This window comes from Lactiplantibacillus paraxiangfangensis (assembly GCF_036246185.1).
In the GTDB taxonomy this organism is placed as follows: Bacteria; Bacillota; Bacilli; order Lactobacillales; family Lactobacillaceae; genus Lactiplantibacillus; species Lactiplantibacillus paraxiangfangensis.
The window spans coordinates 16,620-35,027 of sequence record NZ_BTPW01000029.1 but is presented as its reverse complement, the minus strand read 5'-3'; the positions used below and the strand labels follow the sequence as shown (position 1 = coordinate 35,027).

Annotated in this window: 16 protein-coding genes; 5 read left to right on the top strand and 11 right to left on the bottom strand. The window is 41.2% G+C overall.

Translation table 11 applies throughout. The features are described from left to right. Nucleotides 1-43 precede the first annotated feature (43 nt). Nucleotides 44-661, bottom strand: coding sequence for a hypothetical protein (locus tag AAA939_RS13195; protein ID WP_338230933.1), 618 nt, complete (start codon nt 659-661; stop codon nt 44-46). A gap of 130 nt (nt 662-791) precedes the next feature. Here AAA939_RS13195 and AAA939_RS13190 point away from each other — a divergent pair, with 130 nt between their 5' ends. Then, complete coding sequence (locus tag AAA939_RS13190; RefSeq protein ID WP_011373852.1) at nt 792-1,712, top strand: IS30-like element ISLsa1 family transposase; 921 nt, start codon at nt 792-794, stop codon at nt 1,710-1,712. A gap of 153 nt (nt 1,713-1,865) precedes the next feature. Here the strand turns inward: AAA939_RS13190 and AAA939_RS13185 are convergent, their stop codons facing one another. Further along, entirely contained in the window at nt 1,866-3,833 is a 1,968-nt protein-coding gene (locus tag AAA939_RS13185) for a DUF262 domain-containing protein (RefSeq protein ID WP_338230931.1), read from the bottom strand. A gap of 205 nt (nt 3,834-4,038) precedes the next feature. On the opposite strand from AAA939_RS13185, the gene AAA939_RS13180 reads away from it, so the two are divergent. The 4 genes from AAA939_RS13180 (at nt 4,039) to AAA939_RS13165 (ending at nt 10,364) form a co-directional block, all read left to right on the top strand. After that, nucleotides 4,039-7,206 (top strand): type I restriction endonuclease subunit R, encoded by a 3,168-nt coding sequence (locus AAA939_RS13180; protein WP_338230930.1) that lies wholly within the window; start codon nt 4,039-4,041, stop codon nt 7,204-7,206. A 13-nt stretch (nt 7,207-7,219) separates the two neighbouring features. Further along, complete coding sequence (locus tag AAA939_RS13175) at nt 7,220-8,842, top strand: type I restriction-modification system subunit M (RefSeq protein WP_338230929.1); 1,623 nt, start codon at nt 7,220-7,222, stop codon at nt 8,840-8,842. Beyond that, on the top strand, nt 8,832-10,088 hold the full coding sequence (locus AAA939_RS13170) for a restriction endonuclease subunit S (RefSeq protein WP_338230928.1): 1,257 nt from the start codon (nt 8,832-8,834) through the stop codon (nt 10,086-10,088). Before AAA939_RS13175 ends, AAA939_RS13170 begins: the two co-directional genes overlap by 11 nt. A gap of 186 nt (nt 10,089-10,274) precedes the next feature. After that, nucleotides 10,275-10,364: a putative holin-like toxin gene (locus AAA939_RS13165; RefSeq protein WP_021353390.1), complete on the top strand. Its 90-nt coding sequence runs from the start codon at nt 10,275-10,277 to the stop codon at nt 10,362-10,364. Between the two features lie 156 nt (nt 10,365-10,520). On the opposite strand, the gene AAA939_RS13160 is transcribed toward AAA939_RS13165, so the two are convergent. The 9 genes from AAA939_RS13160 to AAA939_RS13120 all read right to left on the bottom strand — a co-directional run bounded on the left by AAA939_RS13160 (nt 10,521) and on the right by AAA939_RS13120 (nt 18,398). After that, nucleotides 10,521-11,645, bottom strand: a complete 1,125-nt coding sequence (locus AAA939_RS13160; RefSeq protein ID WP_338230926.1) for an ArdC-like ssDNA-binding domain-containing protein — start codon at nt 11,643-11,645, stop codon at nt 10,521-10,523. 3 nt (nt 11,646-11,648) lie between these two features. Next, nucleotides 11,649-11,864, bottom strand: a complete 216-nt coding sequence (locus AAA939_RS13155) for a hypothetical protein (RefSeq protein WP_202960505.1) — start codon at nt 11,862-11,864, stop codon at nt 11,649-11,651. Between the two features lie 122 nt (nt 11,865-11,986). Continuing rightward, on the bottom strand, nt 11,987-14,122 hold the full coding sequence (locus AAA939_RS13150) for a type IA DNA topoisomerase (protein ID WP_338230925.1): 2,136 nt from the start codon (nt 14,120-14,122) through the stop codon (nt 11,987-11,989). A 6-nt stretch (nt 14,123-14,128) separates the two neighbouring features. After that, on the bottom strand, nt 14,129-14,527 hold the full coding sequence (locus tag AAA939_RS13145; protein WP_125591049.1) for a hypothetical protein: 399 nt from the start codon (nt 14,525-14,527) through the stop codon (nt 14,129-14,131). A gap of 22 nt (nt 14,528-14,549) precedes the next feature. Further along, nucleotides 14,550-15,419 (bottom strand): conjugal transfer protein TrbL family protein, encoded by an 870-nt coding sequence (locus tag AAA939_RS13140; protein ID WP_062688611.1) that lies wholly within the window; start codon nt 15,417-15,419, stop codon nt 14,550-14,552. Nucleotides 15,420-15,441: 22 nt separating this feature from the next. Continuing rightward, nucleotides 15,442-16,953: a VirD4-like conjugal transfer protein, CD1115 family gene (locus AAA939_RS13135; RefSeq protein WP_338230924.1), complete on the bottom strand. Its 1,512-nt coding sequence runs from the start codon at nt 16,951-16,953 to the stop codon at nt 15,442-15,444. Between the two features lies 1 nt (nt 16,954). Further along, nucleotides 16,955-17,425, bottom strand: coding sequence for a conjugal transfer protein (locus AAA939_RS13130; RefSeq protein WP_125591051.1), 471 nt, complete (start codon nt 17,423-17,425; stop codon nt 16,955-16,957). After that, nucleotides 17,426-17,794: a thioredoxin gene (locus AAA939_RS13125; RefSeq protein ID WP_125591052.1), complete on the bottom strand. Its 369-nt coding sequence runs from the start codon at nt 17,792-17,794 to the stop codon at nt 17,426-17,428. Further along, nucleotides 17,781-18,398 (bottom strand): hypothetical protein, encoded by a 618-nt coding sequence (locus AAA939_RS13120; protein ID WP_338230922.1) that lies wholly within the window; start codon nt 18,396-18,398, stop codon nt 17,781-17,783. Before AAA939_RS13120 ends, AAA939_RS13125 begins: the two co-directional genes overlap by 14 nt. Nucleotides 18,399-18,408: the final 10 nt, after the last annotated feature.

Genomic DNA, 18,408 nt, shown 5'->3' with positions numbered 1-18,408 from the left:
TGATTTAATGCTTTCCATGGTTCAAATAAGTTATTAATCACGATTAATGATTTATTTGAGCTGTGGAAGGTAAACGCGGTTCTGAATGTCTCTTAAAACCTGTCTCAGATATTGACTTCAATCCAACAATAAATATATTGTTTAATTCAACATTTTTTAAATAATTATCATCTTTTTTGTTTTTAACAAAGATATGGATGTCCATTGGGTTGTATTGAACTAAATTCATGTGTGTTTTTATCGTTCTTATACGATTGGATTTATCCCAAGAAGCATGTTTTGAATCAGTAACCTTAAAAGTTTTTATTGGAATGTCTAATCTTTTAGCGTAAACTTGTGCGCCATTCTGATATCCAACTTTTGCCATAAATACAGGCATTGCTCCTATATCTCTAGCAACGCTATCTAATGTTGCTATTTTCTCCATAGGAACGTTAGATTGGTAATCTTTACATTCAATATCTATTGGTATAATTTTCCCGTCTTTATCCCTAAAATTTGCACGTATATCAATTTGATGTTTTACCCCTGTTTTGCCAACAATGTGATCATCATGTTTTATGTTTTCCACTTTAACATTTAAAAAATCATCACCTTGTGCTGTTAATATCCTAACAACCTCAGTGCAAAACTCTTCGTAACTGGTACCTTGTTTCACCATGATCAACCCCTTTTAATTATTTTTAACATAGTGGCAAATTCTATAATTAATCCGAACAGAAATTAAAAAGCCCAAAGCAATCACTTACAATGGTAGTAGCTAATTCCAACCAATATAGGGAGTGATTACTTTGGGTACATCTACTTTATCACGTTTTCAACGTGGCGCACTAGCACAACTGGTCAATGAGGGGAATAAATCTTACCAAGTAATGGCTGACGCCTTAGGCGTCGCCAAAGCTACGATTAGCTATGAGTTGGACCGGGTTAAACCTTATGATCCAGAATTAGCTCAGCAAGATGCAGATCGCAAAAGGCGGAATTGCGGTCGTCGTTCGATGCTGACGGCAGCATTAGCGACTTTAATTACCAATCACTTACGATTAACCTGGTCACCAGAAACCATTGCGGCCGCTTATAACTTGAGCACTGCGTCAATTTATAATTGGCTTAATCGTGGCTGGCTCCCCTTCAAATTGACTGATCTACCCAATCGGAATGTCCGCCAGCACCGAGTGAGCGAAAATCGTGGGAAATTTACAAGTGGGACTTCCATCGAACAACGGCCAACAACTGTTAATCAACGGTTAGCTTTTGGTCATTGGGAAGTAGATACGGTGCTTTCTAGTCGAAGTGAGTCACGATCATGTCTGGTTACATTCGTAGAACGTAAGACCCGACTTCTATGGGCCATCAAAGCCCCTAATAGAACGGCTAAGGCTCTAAACACCGCCTTTGGCAAGTTTATGGGGGCCTTCGGTCCCCAAGTAAAATCCATTACTGTTGATCATGGTAAAGAGTTTGCCAATTATCAGGCCTTAGAACAGGATTATCAGATCAAAGTTTATTTTTGCCATCCATATTCACCATGGGAGCGAGGTTCCAATGAATATTTTAATAGACGGTTACGCTGGTTCTTCCCGAAAAAGACCAATTTTAGCCAAGTAACGACTGATGAGATCCTAGCAGCACTTGAACTAATTAATCAACGACCATTAAAAATACATCATCAACAGACTGCCATTGAAAGATTCCGGGCTTGTTCGGATTAAACTTGTAATTTGCCATTTACATTCATATTTTACCATCAGTGATTACCCATAGCATAGCAAATTATGAAACGCCTATTTGATAACTGATCATCTAATTGAGTTAATACTTTTCAACTTCACGTGAATCTATTATTCGCAAGGTACTCACATACATTATTTCACCGTATATGAGACTTGGTCTGTAATATCACAAATCTCAGAAATCTTGGCAATAATGGCTAGAATAACCGAAGCGGAGAAATTTGTTTCGATTACGGTACCATTTTCAAGCGTGGCCGGTGCGTTGTGAGGCCTAAAGAGCATTCGACTTATCTGATCGTTTTCTTTAATCCGATCATAATTAAGACTATCCCTATTCCAAAGATCATTGAGGAAGATTTTCAACATTTTTTTCCATGTTTTTACTGGATATTCGTTTTCATTAATTGTTATTTGAACAGGGGCTTTACCCGTCACATCAACTGTTTGATCAATTGTGTACTCACCAGTAATTTCTTCTTCATTAACTTCTTTGATGTTTGGCATCGGAAAGATTTGGATTAACTCATCTGTTAACTCTTTAGTGCGGTCGATAATTGCTTCTTTTCCCCATTGATTATACGTTTCAGCAACTTCTCGAGTAAGAGAAACATTTGAGTCCTTATAAAATTCTTTTTTCTCACTATAAGGCTTATTACTCATCTCCTGATTATATTTAGTTAAAGTCAGGTTACCAAGCGTACCACCATACTGTTCTTTAACCTTATCAGCATTAGCAACCTGAAGTCGCCATTCTGCGTTCAATCGTTGTGGCATGATATGCTCAACCTGTGCATCATCAAAATTAATTGTTTCTCGGGTCCTATGTTCTTCAAGGATCACCAATGATAACTTTGCTAAATGATTTCTTTGATGATAAAGGTCCACTACCATCAAACTTTCCAATAACTTTCGATCGTCTGGAAAGTTTGCCTTTAGCAACCGAAGTAACCTGAGGCGTAGGTTACCACCCTCTTTAGATAAATCACATAGGCCTACGACAATTTTATTTAAACCATTTGTTGGCATTTGACATACCTTTAATCGGAAAAGATAACTTTCCAAAATATGTGCTAACTGAATGGCTTCTTCTTGATTAATTTTTGCTGTATCTACTAAATCCATTAATAGCATTAGATAAGGAAATACAACCTTACTATCCATCACATTGATATGCTCTAATATCTTATTAAACCGATCATCAGCAGATTTGTGATTCAAAATTTGATCGTAGTAACTAGCAAATTTAAAGAGGTCAGCGAGAGCTTGTTCGGAACTTAACCCATTTGAAATGAAGTAGTCCTTATAGCTACTATATACACCATTCTTTTTAACTGACGTATGTGTTTTGACAACCAAATAATGCCGAATAAATTCAGCAAATGTTTTAGTAGCAAACATACGCTCAATTTTAACCCAATAATTTTTATATAATTTCGTTTGTTGCTGTGAATCAAGTCTCATTAATAGGAAGTTTCGAACTAGATCAGAAGGTGATAACGAAACTCCCGTCGAATTTAAACTCTCAAAAACAACTTGTGGATTTTCTTCATTTGGATCGCTACTTAACTCAATGTAAACCATATTAAAATGGTTCATCGCTTCATACAGTTTAGAACTATCGATGTCACTGCTTTTAATCAGTTTTTGAAAAAGGCGATAATTATCGATAACTTTTGAAGGCTTATCAAAATCTAACCTATTCATTACTGAATAAAATGCTTCATAGTCATGTTCAACCGGTTTTAGTTTAAGATGATTATTATCATCCAGATATTTATTAGTTAAATACTCTTCCTCAATTTCCGCTTGGTCGTGTTCATCAGCAACCGACAATGCTTTTAATAGTAAAGTTAAGCTTGTTAAGCGCTGCTGACCATCAATGATGCGATATATATGACTCATCTTATTACCGGTTTCGGTAACATAAACAATTGCACCAATAAAATGATCAGTATTAGTTTGCGCCGCAACGGTTAGGTCTTTAAATAATTGTTTACATTGTTCTCTATCCCACTCATAATTTCGCTGGAAAACAGGAATTTCAAAAATTGTTTTACCACTCCCCAGGAAATCAAATAAGTGTATGCTATCAGCTTTCATACTATTCTTCCTCCCCAAATTCGCGTTGTACTATTTCTGGCAGCGTACTTTCTTGCTTAATTTACGTCATTAAATTCGTTCAAGTTATTTCTTGCAATCTGCCTTTATTCTATCCCGGCTATATTAAATTATAAAGCCTAAATGCCAAGCAGTTCGCGTATAATAAACTAGTGAGTAATTTAAAGGTGGGGGAAGGACTGTTTTTATGTTGGAACTGTCGTTTGAAAAAGAAGTTGTTAAAACCTTAACGACCGGGAGTAACCAATGGGTGGAACGAAAAGACCTATATGGTGCGACGCCGGATCAATTATGGGCTAATTTTCGCGATAAATTAAATAACAATAACTATGCTAAATTGCAGGGACACCCTTTAACTGATACTGAGTTTAATCAGGTTAAACGGGCAATTGAAGTCCGAACACCTTACGAAGCGGCTAAATTACTAGCTGCCGAAAATGGCATTGGCAAAGTTGAAGTTGAACGTGATGATGCTAAGCTGAGCACGGTGACGCTCGAGTTGTTTTGGAAAGCGGACGTTGCTGGTGGTAAATCTAGTTATGAAGTGGTCCGACAAGCAGTGCGACCACGGTTAGCTGGTACTCAGGATGTCGATCCTGATCGCCGTTTTGACGTAACCCTATTGATTAATGGGTTACCCTTAATTCAATTGGAACTAAAAAAAGCCACGGTTGAACTTAACCAAGCTTTTAATCAAATTGAAAAATACGCGCAGGAAGGTAAATATACGGGAATTTACTCGCTGCTGCAAATGTTTGTGATTATGACGCCGGATAGTACGGCGTATTTTGCGAATGCCGAACCGGATCATTTCAATAAAGCTTTTTTGTTCAATTGGCGAACGCGGGATAATCACCCCGTGGAAAACGGCTTAGCGTTCACGCGCCAAGTTCTTAATATTCCCATGGCCCACAAAATGGTCAGTGAATATACGGTCATCGATCAAGAGCGGCAAAGCTTAATTCTCTTACGGCCCTACCAGATCTATGCGATTGAAGCCGTGATGCACCGGATTCATGACCATCAAGATGGCTTTGTTTGGCATACCACGGGTTCTGGTAAAACACTCACCTCATATAAAACCGCTAAATTAGCGGCGCAAGATCCTGGTGTCGATAAGGTCATCTTCTTAGTTGACCGGAAAGATTTAGACGAACAGACAACTAGCAACTTTAGTGCCTATGCTGCCAATGACGATATTGCCATTAAAGAAGCGCAAAATACCGGAGATTTAATGCGTAAGTTGCAACAAAATGACGGTAAAGTCTTGGTCACCTCGATTCAAAAACTCCATCGGGCGGTCAAAAAAACGCAAGCCCAGCTGGCAACCGGTAAGCAATCCCGCTTTAGTAAGACTTTAAAACAACGGGGGATCTTCTTTGTTGACGAAGCCCACCGGTCGCAGTTTGGTAAGATGCAAAAGGAAATTCGAGCAGCGTTTATCAATAGTAACTGGTATGGTTACACTGGCACCCCCATTTTTAATGAAAATAAGAAACAGCTCAAAGGTGATCTAGCAGTTACGACGGAGGAGCTATTTGGTAAAGTCTGTCATGTTTATAACTTGCGAGACGCCTTAGAGGACCAAGCCGTGTTACCGTTTAACGTGGAACACGTAACGACGATTGGGAAAGACACGTTAATAACCCGGGCCCTCGAAAAAGAAACTCAGCGCGTCAAAGCGCGTCGTGATAAGCAAGGCCGCCTGCTGAGTACGGCTGATGAAGCGAAAATTCAAGCCAAGATTCAAGCGATGTCAGTCAAGGACTTGGAAGAAACGTATTTAACTCCGGCTGACTTTGAGACTGATGAACATATCCAACAAGTTGTTCAATATATTTTACAAAAAGGCCCACGTAAAACCAGCTTGGGGCATGGCAACTACAATGCGATTTTAACCACCAGCTCCATTGAAATGGCGCAACGCTATTATCAAGCCTTTAAAGCCGCGAAAAAGACTACTCACAATCAGCTAGATCCTGATTGGCCCCGAATTGCGATTACTTATTCATTAAGTGAAAACGAAGATCAGAGTGCGCACAAACATGACCAAATGGCCACCATTTTAAAGGATTATAATCAGCAGTATCACACTAATTTTGATTTAGCCGATTTGAATCTCTATAACGAAGATGTCGCAAAACGGGCTGCTCGGCGTGAGGCGGTCTTTGCTCATTTGAAACCCGATCAAGAAATTAATTTAGTGATTGTGGTGCGGCGATTATTAACGGGATTTGATGCCCCTCGGCTAAATACGCTCTTTGTTGACCGCACCTTAGCTTATCAAGAACTCATTCAAGCCTACTCACGCACCAACCGGCTCCAAAACCGGGAATTAAAACAAGAAGGCCAAATTGTGACCTTTCGGGTGCCGGCAATCATGGAAGCTAATGAACGTGAAGCTTACAAGTTATATAGTGGCGAAGGCTCTTTTAATGTCATCATTCGTCCCACTTATCAGCAGGCCGTCTTAAAATTTCAAAAGGCTGTGGCGGATTTAAAAGCTATTGCTCAAACGCCGACGGCGGCCGATGACCTGAAAGGAACCACTGCTAAGGTACAGTTTGTGAAAGCCTTTCGCCAAGTGAATCAACAATTGAATTCCTTATCGATGTACAACGATTTCACTTGGGAAAACAGTGAAAAGGCCTTTGGTATCGCTCAGCCCGAAGTAGAATCCTATACGGGTAAATATCTGCGGATTAAAGCGGCGGTTACTAACCAAGAGCCTGAGAAAGTCCCCGAAGAATTAGCTGCCTTAGACTTTTCCCTAGCCGTTGGTTCAGTCGTCTTGGTGGATTATGATTATTTGACGCAATTAATTCAAGATTGGATTGATGAACAGCAACAGTACTCGACGCCTGATCAAGCCCAAGCGCATATGACCGATTACCTGCAAAACAGTGCCAAAGTACAGGCTAGTTTGAATAAATTGGCGGAAACGCAACCGCAACAGGCCCAGTTAATTCGCGAAGCCATGCCCTATATTGAGCAACAAATGCAACAGTCGCAGCAACAGAGCACCCCAAATCAAGCGCCAGTAGCGTTGAATGCTCGGGAGTTGGTGGCTGATTATGCCCAGAGACAATTGGTCAAAAAAACGTCGGTATTCGCCCACACGTGGGGCTTAGATCAAACAGCCCTATTGCGGGTGGCGCGTGAACACACCGTGGGTACCGATGAATGGCATCATGAACAAGAATTAACGCAGTCAGCAAGTTTAACAGCGGCCTTACAAGCTCAAACTGCCACTGGGCCAAAGATTCCAGCTGTTTTGCCACTATACCGGATTAAGTCCCAGGCTGCTTGGCGACAGTTTATTGAACACGATTTGGCAATCTATTTACAAAAATAAGTGAGGTTAAACAATGTCAGAAAAAACAACGCAAGCTAGTCAACTTGAAAGCGCCTTATGGAATGCGGCCGATGTCTTACGCGGGAAAATGGACGCTTCTGAATATAAAAATTATTTATTAGGGTTAATTTTTTATCGGTTCCTATCCGAGAAAACCTTGACGACCTTTAGTGAATGGGCGGGTGAAACCGAAAATGTCACCCAGAAATATGCCCAATATATGGATCCGCAGTTTGAATTGGAAGGCGTCTCGGTGCAGCCCAGTTTAGTGGAGTATTTGCAAAACACGCTAGGCTATTTAATTCAACCCCAGGCGTTGTACGCCACTCTGATTGGCAAGATTCAAGCCCATGCTTTTGCGTTAGACGATTTATCTCAAGCACTTCATGATCTGGAACAGTCGACACAAAATCTATCTTCAGCGCAAGACTTTTCGGGCTTGTTTGCCGATGTGGATTTAAGTAGTAATAAATTAGGCAGTTCTTTACAACAACGGAACCAAACTATTAGTGATACTATGTTAGCTTTAAATGCGATTGATCTTATCCATCATCAAGGCGACGTCCTAGGTGACGCCTATGAATACTTAATCGCGCAATTTGCCAGTGATTCTGGTAAAAAAGCGGGTGAATTTTATACCCCACGGCAGGTGTCCGACATTATTGCCCAGATTGTGACCTATCAGCGCAATGAAGGTGATAACCAAGTGCGGACTATCTATGATCCAGCAGTTGGTTCTGGTTCACTGCTATTAAATGTCGGACAGCACGTGCAAAATCCGGGCTTAGTGAGTTACCACGGTCAAGAATTGAATACCACAACCTATAACCTAGCCCGAATGAACTTGATGTTGCACGGCGTCTCGTATGACGATATGCACTTACGCAATGGCGACACATTAAGTAAAGATTGGCCGGTTGACGAACCTTACTTATTTGATGCGGTTGTTATGAACCCACCCTACTCGGCACACTGGGATAATAGTGACAAACGCTTGTCTGATCCTCGCTTCCGCGACTATGGCGTCTTACCGCCTAAATCTAAAGCCGACTTTGCCTTCCTACTACATGGCTTTTATCATTTGCAGGAACATGGGACTATGGGCATTGTCCTACCCCATGGCGTGCTATTTCGGGGGGCTAAGGAAGGCAAAATTCGCCAAAAGCTTCTGCTGGATAACCGGATTGATGCCATTATTGGGCTACCCGCTAATATTTTTCATTCCACCAGTATTCCAACGTTGATCATGATTTTAAAGAAACATAAAACCACTGATGACGTCTTATTTATTGATGCGTCTCGGGAATTTGAAAAGGACAAGAATCAAAATAAGCTAACGGCAGCCAATATTCAAAAAATTGTGACGACTTATCAAAACCGGCAAGATGTCGATAAATATGCCCACGTGGCCTCACCGGCGGAAATCAAGGAGAATGACTATAACTTAAATATTCCGCGCTACGTTGATACGTTTGAACCGGAACCCGAGATTGATCTGGGCCAAGTTAAAACTGATCTAAAGCAACTGGACGAGGAGATCAGTCAGAATGAACAAGCCTTTAATGAATTGGCTAGCCAGTTAGTGACCACCCAGGCTAATGACCATTCAAAACCGGAGGCCCACAATGAAAGATAACCAAGCTAAATATCCGCAATTAAGATTTAACGGTTTCACTGATCCTTGGGAAGAGCGTAAGTTGGGAGAATTATCTAATATTGTGGGTGGTGGAACACCAAGTACATCGAACTCTGAATACTGGGACGGTGATATTGACTGGTATGCTCCAGCTGAAATTGGAGAACAAAGGTATGTTAGTAAAAGTAAAAAGACTATTACTGAACTAGGTCTAAAGAAGAGCTCAGCTAGAATTTTACCAGTAGGAACTGTCTTATTTACTTCTCGTGCTGGTATCGGAAACACCGCTATATTAGGCAAAGAAGCTGCAACTAACCAAGGGTTTCAATCAATTGTTCCTAATCCAAATAAACTTGATAGTTATTTTATTTATTCAAGAACTAATGAACTTAAGCGATATGGTGAAGTCACCGGTGCAGGATCTACTTTTGTTGAGGTTTCAGGTAAGCAAATGTCGAAAATGTCGATTATGGTACCTGAACTTTCAGAACAAAAAAAAATAGGTTCATTCTTCGAACAACTGGATAATACTATCGCTCTTCATCAGCGTAAGTTAGCTAAGCTTAAGGAACTTAAACAGGGCTATTTGCAGAAATTGTTCCCCGAAAATGGCAGCAAGTTCCCGCAATTAAGATTTGCAGGGTTTGCTGACGCTTGGGAAGAGCGTAAGTTTTTTGAAAGTATAGCTTCAACAATAGATTTTAGAGGTAGAACTCCTAAAAAGTTAGGTATGGACTGGAGTGAGTCTGGATATTTAGCTTTATCCGCTTTGAACGTAAAAAATGGATATATTGATCCGTTAGCTGATGCTCACTATGGTGATGAGAACTTATACAAAAAATGGATGTCAGGAAAAGAACTAAAAAAAGGACAGGTTCTCTTCACAACAGAGGCTCCTATGGGTAATGTAGCTCAAGTACCTGATAATAACGGGTATATTTTAAGTCAAAGAACTGTTGCATTTGAAACCAAAGAAGATATGATGACCAATGACTTCTTAGCTGTATTATTAAAATCTCCTTTAGTTTTCAATAATTTATCAGCATTATCAAGCGGTGGAACTGCTAAAGGAGTTAGTCAAAAATCATTAAAAGGACTATCTATAACCGTCCCATTTAATATTGATGAACAACAAAAAATAGGTTCGTTCTTCAAACAATTGGATGACACTATCGCTCTTCATCAGCGTAAGCTTGAAAAACTCCAAGAACTTAAAAAAGGGTATCTACAAAAGATGTTTTGCTGATTCTTAATTTGATCAAATTTAGGATCCTATGAAACCCCATGACTTAATTTTTATTGTGCTTGGTCAACACTTAATTCACCTGTATAATGAATTACGCAGGAAGTTTTAAGGGCGGTGGCTGTCTTTTCCCTTGCGAGGTGAGGCCCATGGGAACATGGAATAATCTTCAGGAAGGTTTCACAGTCAATGAGCGTCTTCCAGACACTCTCGTTGATGTTGCTGTTTGGCACGTTTTTAATCGCGCTACTCAGCTATATCGACAAGCACCACAAATAAAAAAGCCGCCCCGATTATAACTTTGGCGAGTTACGGGACGACATTAATATAGTTTTGTAATTATGCCACCGCCTTTGAAGCGGCTTGCGTGGGAAGTCCTGTTTTCGGCGGGGCTTCCTTTTCTGTTTCCATTATAGCATGCCCTTTAAAAACTGGCTAACGTTTTAGACTTTGATCGGGTTCGGATTCGGATTGTTTGATTTCCGGATTCTGTTCAGCAAATGCTTGTAGCTGTTTTTGAGTTCGATCACTAATTTTCTGGTGTACATCATTTAATTTATTTTTTAGTTCTGATTTTTGTTGTGGATTCGTTGCTTGCTGAACTTGTTGTTGCAAGCTTTGATAGGACTTATTCAGTGACTGAGCTGATAGCTTTTTTAAATCATGCTCGGGCTCTTTTTGTGCTTCTTGTAAGCCTAGTTGTTTGGTTAACCCGTCACTAAGCTCAATCACTTTGTTGCTAACTTGCTGGATTTCACTTAAAGCACTATGGATCACAGCTGTATCTTTAGACCAGGTAGCCACATAACCGAGTGAATAGTTACTGGTATCAACGCCAATATTTTGCATGGCAACATATGCGACCGCTTCGGCTTGGGTTTCCTGATAGGCTCGTGGGCGATCTTTAAAGGCTGATTTTAACCCATGTAACTGACTATGCGCATATTCGTGATATAACGTCTTTAGTTTCAAAGCATTGTCGGGCTCATCGCCACCAATGACGATTTCATTAGTGCTGGGTTGAAAATACCCCTTAGCCCCATTTAGCGTCGCTAAAGGAACTTCACTGACTTTAAGGTCGGGGTGCTGGTTTAAATAATCTTTGAACGCGTTATATAAGCTTGTCACATTCTGATGATCAGCCAAATTTTCTTTGACAAAGTCTTTAGCGCTTAGGACAGGGTCACCACTAGTTTGTGCCACGTCGAAGATGGGTAGGTAACGATAACCAACAATGGCCCTTTCGTCGGTAGTATCAAGTCGCTTTTGCTCAGCGGGTGTTAATTTCTTAATAATCGGTGCTGCAATTCGAATGGACTTAGCGCCCTTATTAACGGTGCGGTTAAAATCTGTTTGCCATTGCTTAAAGCCCGCGACCTGGGTCGCTTGCGGATTTTGCGCATAAATCAAATCAATGTTTCTGGCGCTATAATGATGGAATTTAGCTAAGGTATTGAGGTACTTTTTAAATTGGCCACTATCAGTTAATTTTAGGATTTGTTGTTCAGCCTGGGCGACCAATTGTGCTTTCCAGGCTTTAACGTCTGCTTTACTCGGCATTGTCTACCCCTCCTCATCTTCAAAAATATCATTCAATGTCGGCAATGATCTTATTTGAATCGAGGTCGTGCCATAAAGGGCAACGTAGCCATCAGCTAATTTTTGCCAAGCTACTTGATAATAGGCCCCGTTACCAGTAATTTCTTTTAAATACTTGTAGGTTCCTTTAGTCTGCAAAACCGGTAATTCACTCCCAATGACTGTTAATTCGTTATCCATATTTATGATCTCCTTTGTTTTGCTAATCTCACCCGTTGTTTAGGTTTACTTTTAGGGTTGTAAAAGTGAACCTAAATGACGGGTTCACCAACCGGAACGTAGTGTAGGGCGGTAGGCAGGTTCTAATCAAAATCAAAACTTAATTTATGGCCGTCAAGCTTTAACTTGGCGTCAAACGACTTTCCTTTTTTGCTCTTGAACCCCTTTAGTTTGCTGGTTTCCCCCTTAGTGATTAAGGCTTTGATCGCAGTTTTACCGAGGGTTTTACTGCTCCATTTCTTGGGAAGGGTAAAGTCTTCGCCTTGCTTAGGCTTCACAATGTAAAACTTCTGTTTATTTAAAACGGTCGCTTGCGGCGTTTCTAAGAATACTTCGGCGGCTTTTTGCGCTTGCTGTTGGTGATTGATTTGTTGCTTAATGGCTGCACTGCCAGTTAATTGCGCGGGGACCTCAGCAATCAACTTTGCCACGAACTTTTTGATTTGGTTCAAAAAGTTATCTGGGGTACGTTCTTCGGTACTGATTTGTTGTAACGCTTGCTCCCATTTCGCTGTCATCTCTGGGCTAGTTAACAAGGATTCGAGTTCGACCGCTTTACATAAAGTAATCCCTGCTTCACTGACGTGTAACTTGTTCTTTTCAGTGACGAGATAGCCGCGCTTCTTTAACACTTCCAGCACATTTGCCCGGGTTGCACTTGTCCCAATACCTTGCACGTCTTTGAGAATCGCCTGGGCTTCTTCATCATCAAGCGTTTTACCGGCGGTTTTCATTGCCGTAATCAGGGTACCTTCGGTAAAGGGTACCGGTGGTGTCGTTTCTTTTTGCGGCGTTTGCAGGTTGGCTTGGACTTGATCGCCTTGGTGAACGAGCGGTAAAGTTGCTACCTCTTGCTGGTCGGCTTTGTGATCATCAAATAAAGCTTGCCAGCCTAGCTTAGTTGGTACCTTACCGGTTGCTTTAAAACTGGCATCGCCAACCTGGGTGATAATGGTGGTTTCTTCGTACTCGTACGGATCAGCAAACATCGCTAACGTCGTTCTTAAAACTAAATCATAAACCTGTTGCTGTAATTTAGGTAAGCTGGCTAGTTTCTCTTTCGTCGGCACGACTTTAGTCATGATAATGGCGTAGTGTTCTTCAACTTTTTTTCCATTAACATAACGCTTATTCGGGGTGGTATTGGTTAAAGCGACTGGCGTAGAGACTAACCCCAGATACTTCGTCAGATTAGCCACTAAATAATCAAATTCTTCATCAGTGATATAAGCACAATCGGTTCGGGGATAGCTAAGAAATTTAGCTTCGTATAAACTCTGAATGGCCGCTAAGGTTTGGCTTGCACTGGCATGATACCGTTTGTTCATGGCACTTTGCAGACTAGAAAGCGAAAACAACTGTGGACTGGCGCTTTTTTTAGCCTGCTTTTGCACGTCCTTGATTAAACCGTCCTGTAAGCCTTTCTGAACGTGTTTAGCTTGCATGAATGTTATTAGCCCTGCTTCGTCTTTAAACCGTTGATAGGGGTCTAATTTTGCGACGAATTTTTGCTGATTAGCTAAAATTTCCGCATTCAGTTCCAAATAGGGTTCTGGCTTAAAGTTTTTGATGAGTTGGTCTCTTTGATAAACCATATACAAGGTTGGCGTCTGCACGCGACCAATTGAGTACACCCCGCGTACCCCTTTTTGTCTTAACAACAAAGTATATAAGGGACTACCATTCATTCCAATTAACCAGTCGCTAATTTGACGGGTTTGGGCTTCTTTATAAGCCAAATAGTCTTTGTGCCAATCGCTAAGATTTTTGAATCCGGTAATAATGGCGTCTTTTTCCAAACTATTCAACCATAGCCGCTTAATGGTCTTCTTTTTAACATCAATATGAGCTTGGTTCATGATTGACCACGCAATATTGGAACCTTCTCGACCGCTATCGGTGGCAACAATAATGGTATCGGCCTTCGCTAACAGGTCTTTAACGATCTTGAATTGCGCTCTTTTACTAGTTGACACTTCAAACTTGTATTTGTCGGGGAAAATCGGTAAATTAGATAAGGCCCATTGCTGGTACTTTTGATCGTATTTTTCTGGTGTTGCTAATTCGACCAAATGGCCGAATCCATACGTGATTACAGTATTTTGGGGCAAAACAGGGTCACTAACCGTATAGTAACCCTGTTTTTTTGTATGCTGTTGAAATGCTTCTACGTATGAACGGGCTTGACTGGGTTTTTCAGCTAAGATAACAGTGGTCATGTTCGTTCACTCCTTACGATTCAGTTTCTGTTCTAATTCTTCTTTGCCTTGGTTCGCACTATCCAACCAGGCTTGTTTTCTAAGTGCTTGCATGTCCTCTTGTTTGACCTGCTCATAAGCCTGTTGACGTTCCTTTAAGCAATCTTTGTAAGCTTTATGTTCACTTTTAGCTCCGCTTCTTAGAATCATGACTAGGCCACTGCCACCCACTAGCAAAACGATTACTTCAAGCCACAGGCAAGCTAAAACTTCATATAGAACTAGCAAACCTCCCATAACGATGACGAACCATTCTAGTGATCGATACAGATAGTAGAAGATTAAGTGGTCAAGTGGAGCTCCTTTAAAAACATTGACATGCGAATCAACTCGCCACTTCGTTTTTATTTTTTCTCGCCACTTCATTTAAATAACCCCCCCTTTTGGCCTAATGCTTTATTCTATTTTTTAACATTCTCATAGCCCCTGCTAAACCGCCTTTAGTAGCACCAGTCGAACTCCAAAAGTCCTCGACAGCTTTCGGTGTATGCAATACTAGCCAACCCATACCAATCGATAAAGCAAAAGCTCCAATTCCGTTGCTAACCCAATGGGTAACTCCCCAAACACATAGGGTCATGGATAACACTTGTGAGAGCATAGAAGCGTTTAGGTAAATTAACTTCTTCCACCAAGTGCCACTATAATCCCAAGTCTCGGTTGCGATACTGATGGCCGCAAACGGGATTGTTAGATAGAACCAGGCTATATCAGCCATAAAGATACACATTTTGAAGAAGAAGAACACGGTCACTATCGCAAAGAATCCTAATAATATCAGTGACATAACCGATCCTATCGCCAATGTTCCACCAATATTTTTTGAACCGGTAATCATTGAAGCCGTATATTTACTATTCATTGAAAACATAAATTTACCGAGCGGAAACACGATTGCTTTCAGTAAAAATCCTTGTAAAAAGACCATGACCGGAATTGCGGCAGCTGATTTAAGACTGTCCATCACAATATTAGCCCAAGTAACATCAGTACTTTCATCGGCCTCTTTTAGCAAAGTTCCTACAATTCTTCCCAATACAACAACGACCACTAGGGACGTCGCAAAAGTAAGAAAGATTGCATACCATTGATCTAGGACGGTTTCATGTTGACCAATTTGATCGAAAATAGCTCTGCACCATGATGTTATACCATTCATGGCCCCACTAAAAACGCCTTTAAGCCATTCATTAATAGCACCCGAAATTTTATCGCCTAAGACACTTGCCAAAACTGGGTGGAAATAAAGACTTTTCATATTTTAGCCTCCTTTTTAATCATTAACCCAACATCTTTTTGTGCCTTACTTTTAAGTCTTGATCCATGCTATCCTGTAGATTTTCTTCTTCATCATCAGTTGTCTGATCGTCTTTTTTGGCTTGGTGCTGTGCTTTAACTGTTTGATTCCACTTATCTACCTTATTCTTAAAGTTGGTTTCCTGGCTGGCTTCTGGTTGGCCTTGATACTCGTTTTGTGACAAGTTAACCAAATGATCAGCCCCTGGAAATAGTTTAAATTGGAACGCTTTTGTAGCTTTGACCGGCCGCGCATTACTAAAAATTAATAAGCTCTGATCTTCGGGCATACGCATGATTTCATCGGGTGTCATGAGCGAACGGCTCGTATAGCTGTAACTATCGCTCTTGCTGTGGCTTTCTTCCTTGCTGTGACTGGTACTCTCACTACCGGTTTCAACTTTTACGGTCGATTTACCTAACAAATCACTAAAGTATTTCGCAGTCACATCATTAGCGGCATTCAAGCAAATTTTAACCGCGTGATTACCTAAGATACTTTCGGCCTTATCCTTGCCATACAAGGCTTGTAGCTGGGTTAAGGTCTGACAAATGGTCGTCACGCCAATACCGTACCCCCGGCACGTCGCTAGAAATTCTTCGTACTTAGGAAACTTCCCTAAATTGACAAATTCATCAAGGATAAAGTCAACTTGGTGGGGCAATTTAGCGTGATGATCGGCGGCTAATTTGTATAATTCATCAAACAATTGTGAGAAAAACAGATTGATGAAGCTTTCATAAGTGTTATCCATGACGGGGATAATCACGTATAGCACCACTTTGTCATTGCCAATCTCTTTTAAATCAAAATCCGAAAAGCTGGTAAAGTCGGCCACTTCTTGATCGACGAACTTCGAAATGGTCGCCAACAGGCTTTCAATAATGCTGGCTTTCATTTCCCCCTTGGCCTTTTTGAACCCTAACTCATAAGCGCGTCTTGCTGGATCAGTCATAGTTAGATCAAGAAACAAGGTATCTAGCGGACTATCTGCGCCCTTTTCCTCGGCCTCCACATCGTTTTCTTGTAAGACTTGCGTTACACCGGCCAAATTCCTTTGGTCGGGCGCACGGTGGTTCATCACAAACAGGATCAACGCTTTTAAAAGTTGTCGTTGGGTACTGAACCACACGTCTTTCTTACCTTCGGCATTTTCGCTTTGCACGATCTTGGTCGCAACGGTTTCGGCTTGAATATCGCGCTGAATATAATCAAAAGGGTTGTAGCGATCACTGTGCGCCATGTTCGCGAAGTTGACGACATGCACTTGATAACCCTGGGCTAGTTTGATACCGGCCGTCTTTTCGTATAATTCACCTTTCGGGTCAGTTACCACAATGCTGTTCTCCGTTTCGTTAAACAGGTTGGTAATGACGACTGACTGGGTCTTATATGACCCCGGGCCCCCGACCACAAAAATGTTCCGGTTGGGTTTGGTACTATTATTCTGGTAAACAATCTGTTTATCTACGATCCCTAAAATGGTGCCATTCATGTTAATCTGCCCCCTTCGCTGACTTTTCTCGATCCACCAATGATTTGAGAATTTCGGCCTTGGTACTCTTGTTAAATGCTGTGGTGAGGTCTTTGGCATTGATACTATAGTAATGGTCACTCAATTCTTTTAGATTACCCCAGGTCGCGCTCCCGTGGGTTTCAGTGTCCGCAGTTTCCCATGCTTTATGTTTGCTATTGCGCTTCAAAGCAAAATAGATGGTGTATAGGACCACGGCGACACTGACAATAATTAGTACTGGGTTCTTTTGGCCCAAATACAAGTTGTAATAGTGCCAAGGGTGTAAGGCTAATTGTTTTAATACGGTTGGCATATGATCTGCAAATGCCAACTTATAGCGGGACAAGGCCATGACAGAGCCAGCTAAAATCTCCGCTAAATACAAGCCAATGATTAGCGTTAGTAGGTACGGCCAACTGGCTTTAACGCTGTTTAATAATTTGTCTTTCATCTAATCACCCACTATCTGTTTAATTCTTTGTTGGTTGGTGCCGGTGTACCGTTGCTCACCATGGATCAAGGTTGGGACTGACGTTAATTGATATTTTTGAATGTAATGCCAATTCTGCGGTTGATTCATGTTAATCAAGACGATGTTGTGACTGATTGCGTTGTGCCAATAAATTTGATGGAAAATAGACTGACAATCCGGGCAATCATCGCGATAGAAGAACAACACTTTTTCAGGGTGCTTAGCCAGCGTCACAACTGGCCGCTGTTTTTCCACGTGATTGACGTATTGATGACCAGCAAACCCGCTAACGGCTAAAACCACCACGATTACCGCTAGGGCCTTACCAACCCGCTTAATTAAGGTCACTGGCTTTAAAGCTACTACCTAAATTTTGGACTGCGGTGATTCGATCCGTGGTGGTATCGAAGGTCACCTGATAAAGTACCGTCGCCTTTTGCCAGTCGTTGTCGCCACTCTTACTTTCGTAACTGACAACGGCCAAGCCTTTCATATTTTGCCCCTGCTTACTTTGCGTATACAGGTTCAGTTGATTTAACTTAGCTGAAACACTATTGCTATCACCATACGTGCCCTTATTTGAAAAGTATTGCTGATATAGCTTGTCGGAAATCAAGTCTTTCACGCCATCTTTACGCTGGCCGTAGGTCTTGGGCTTAAAGTTATTCATGACCTTAAAGAACTTGGTGACCACCGTATTAAAGTTAAGTTCAGCCGGACTTTTGTCCTTATTATTTTGGTAGGTCTTATAACTGTCAATTTGGGTGCTCAATAACTGCTTTTGTTGGTTGGTTTTAGTCAATTGCTGGCTGACTTGACGCTTTTGTTGTTGTAAGCGACTAATCTGTTGTTGTGCCTGCTTAATTTGGCTATGCTGATAGGCATTCGCCCCTAATGACATAACTAAGATCAAGCTACCAATCACAACACTTAAAACCACGCTACGCTTCATTTACTCGTCC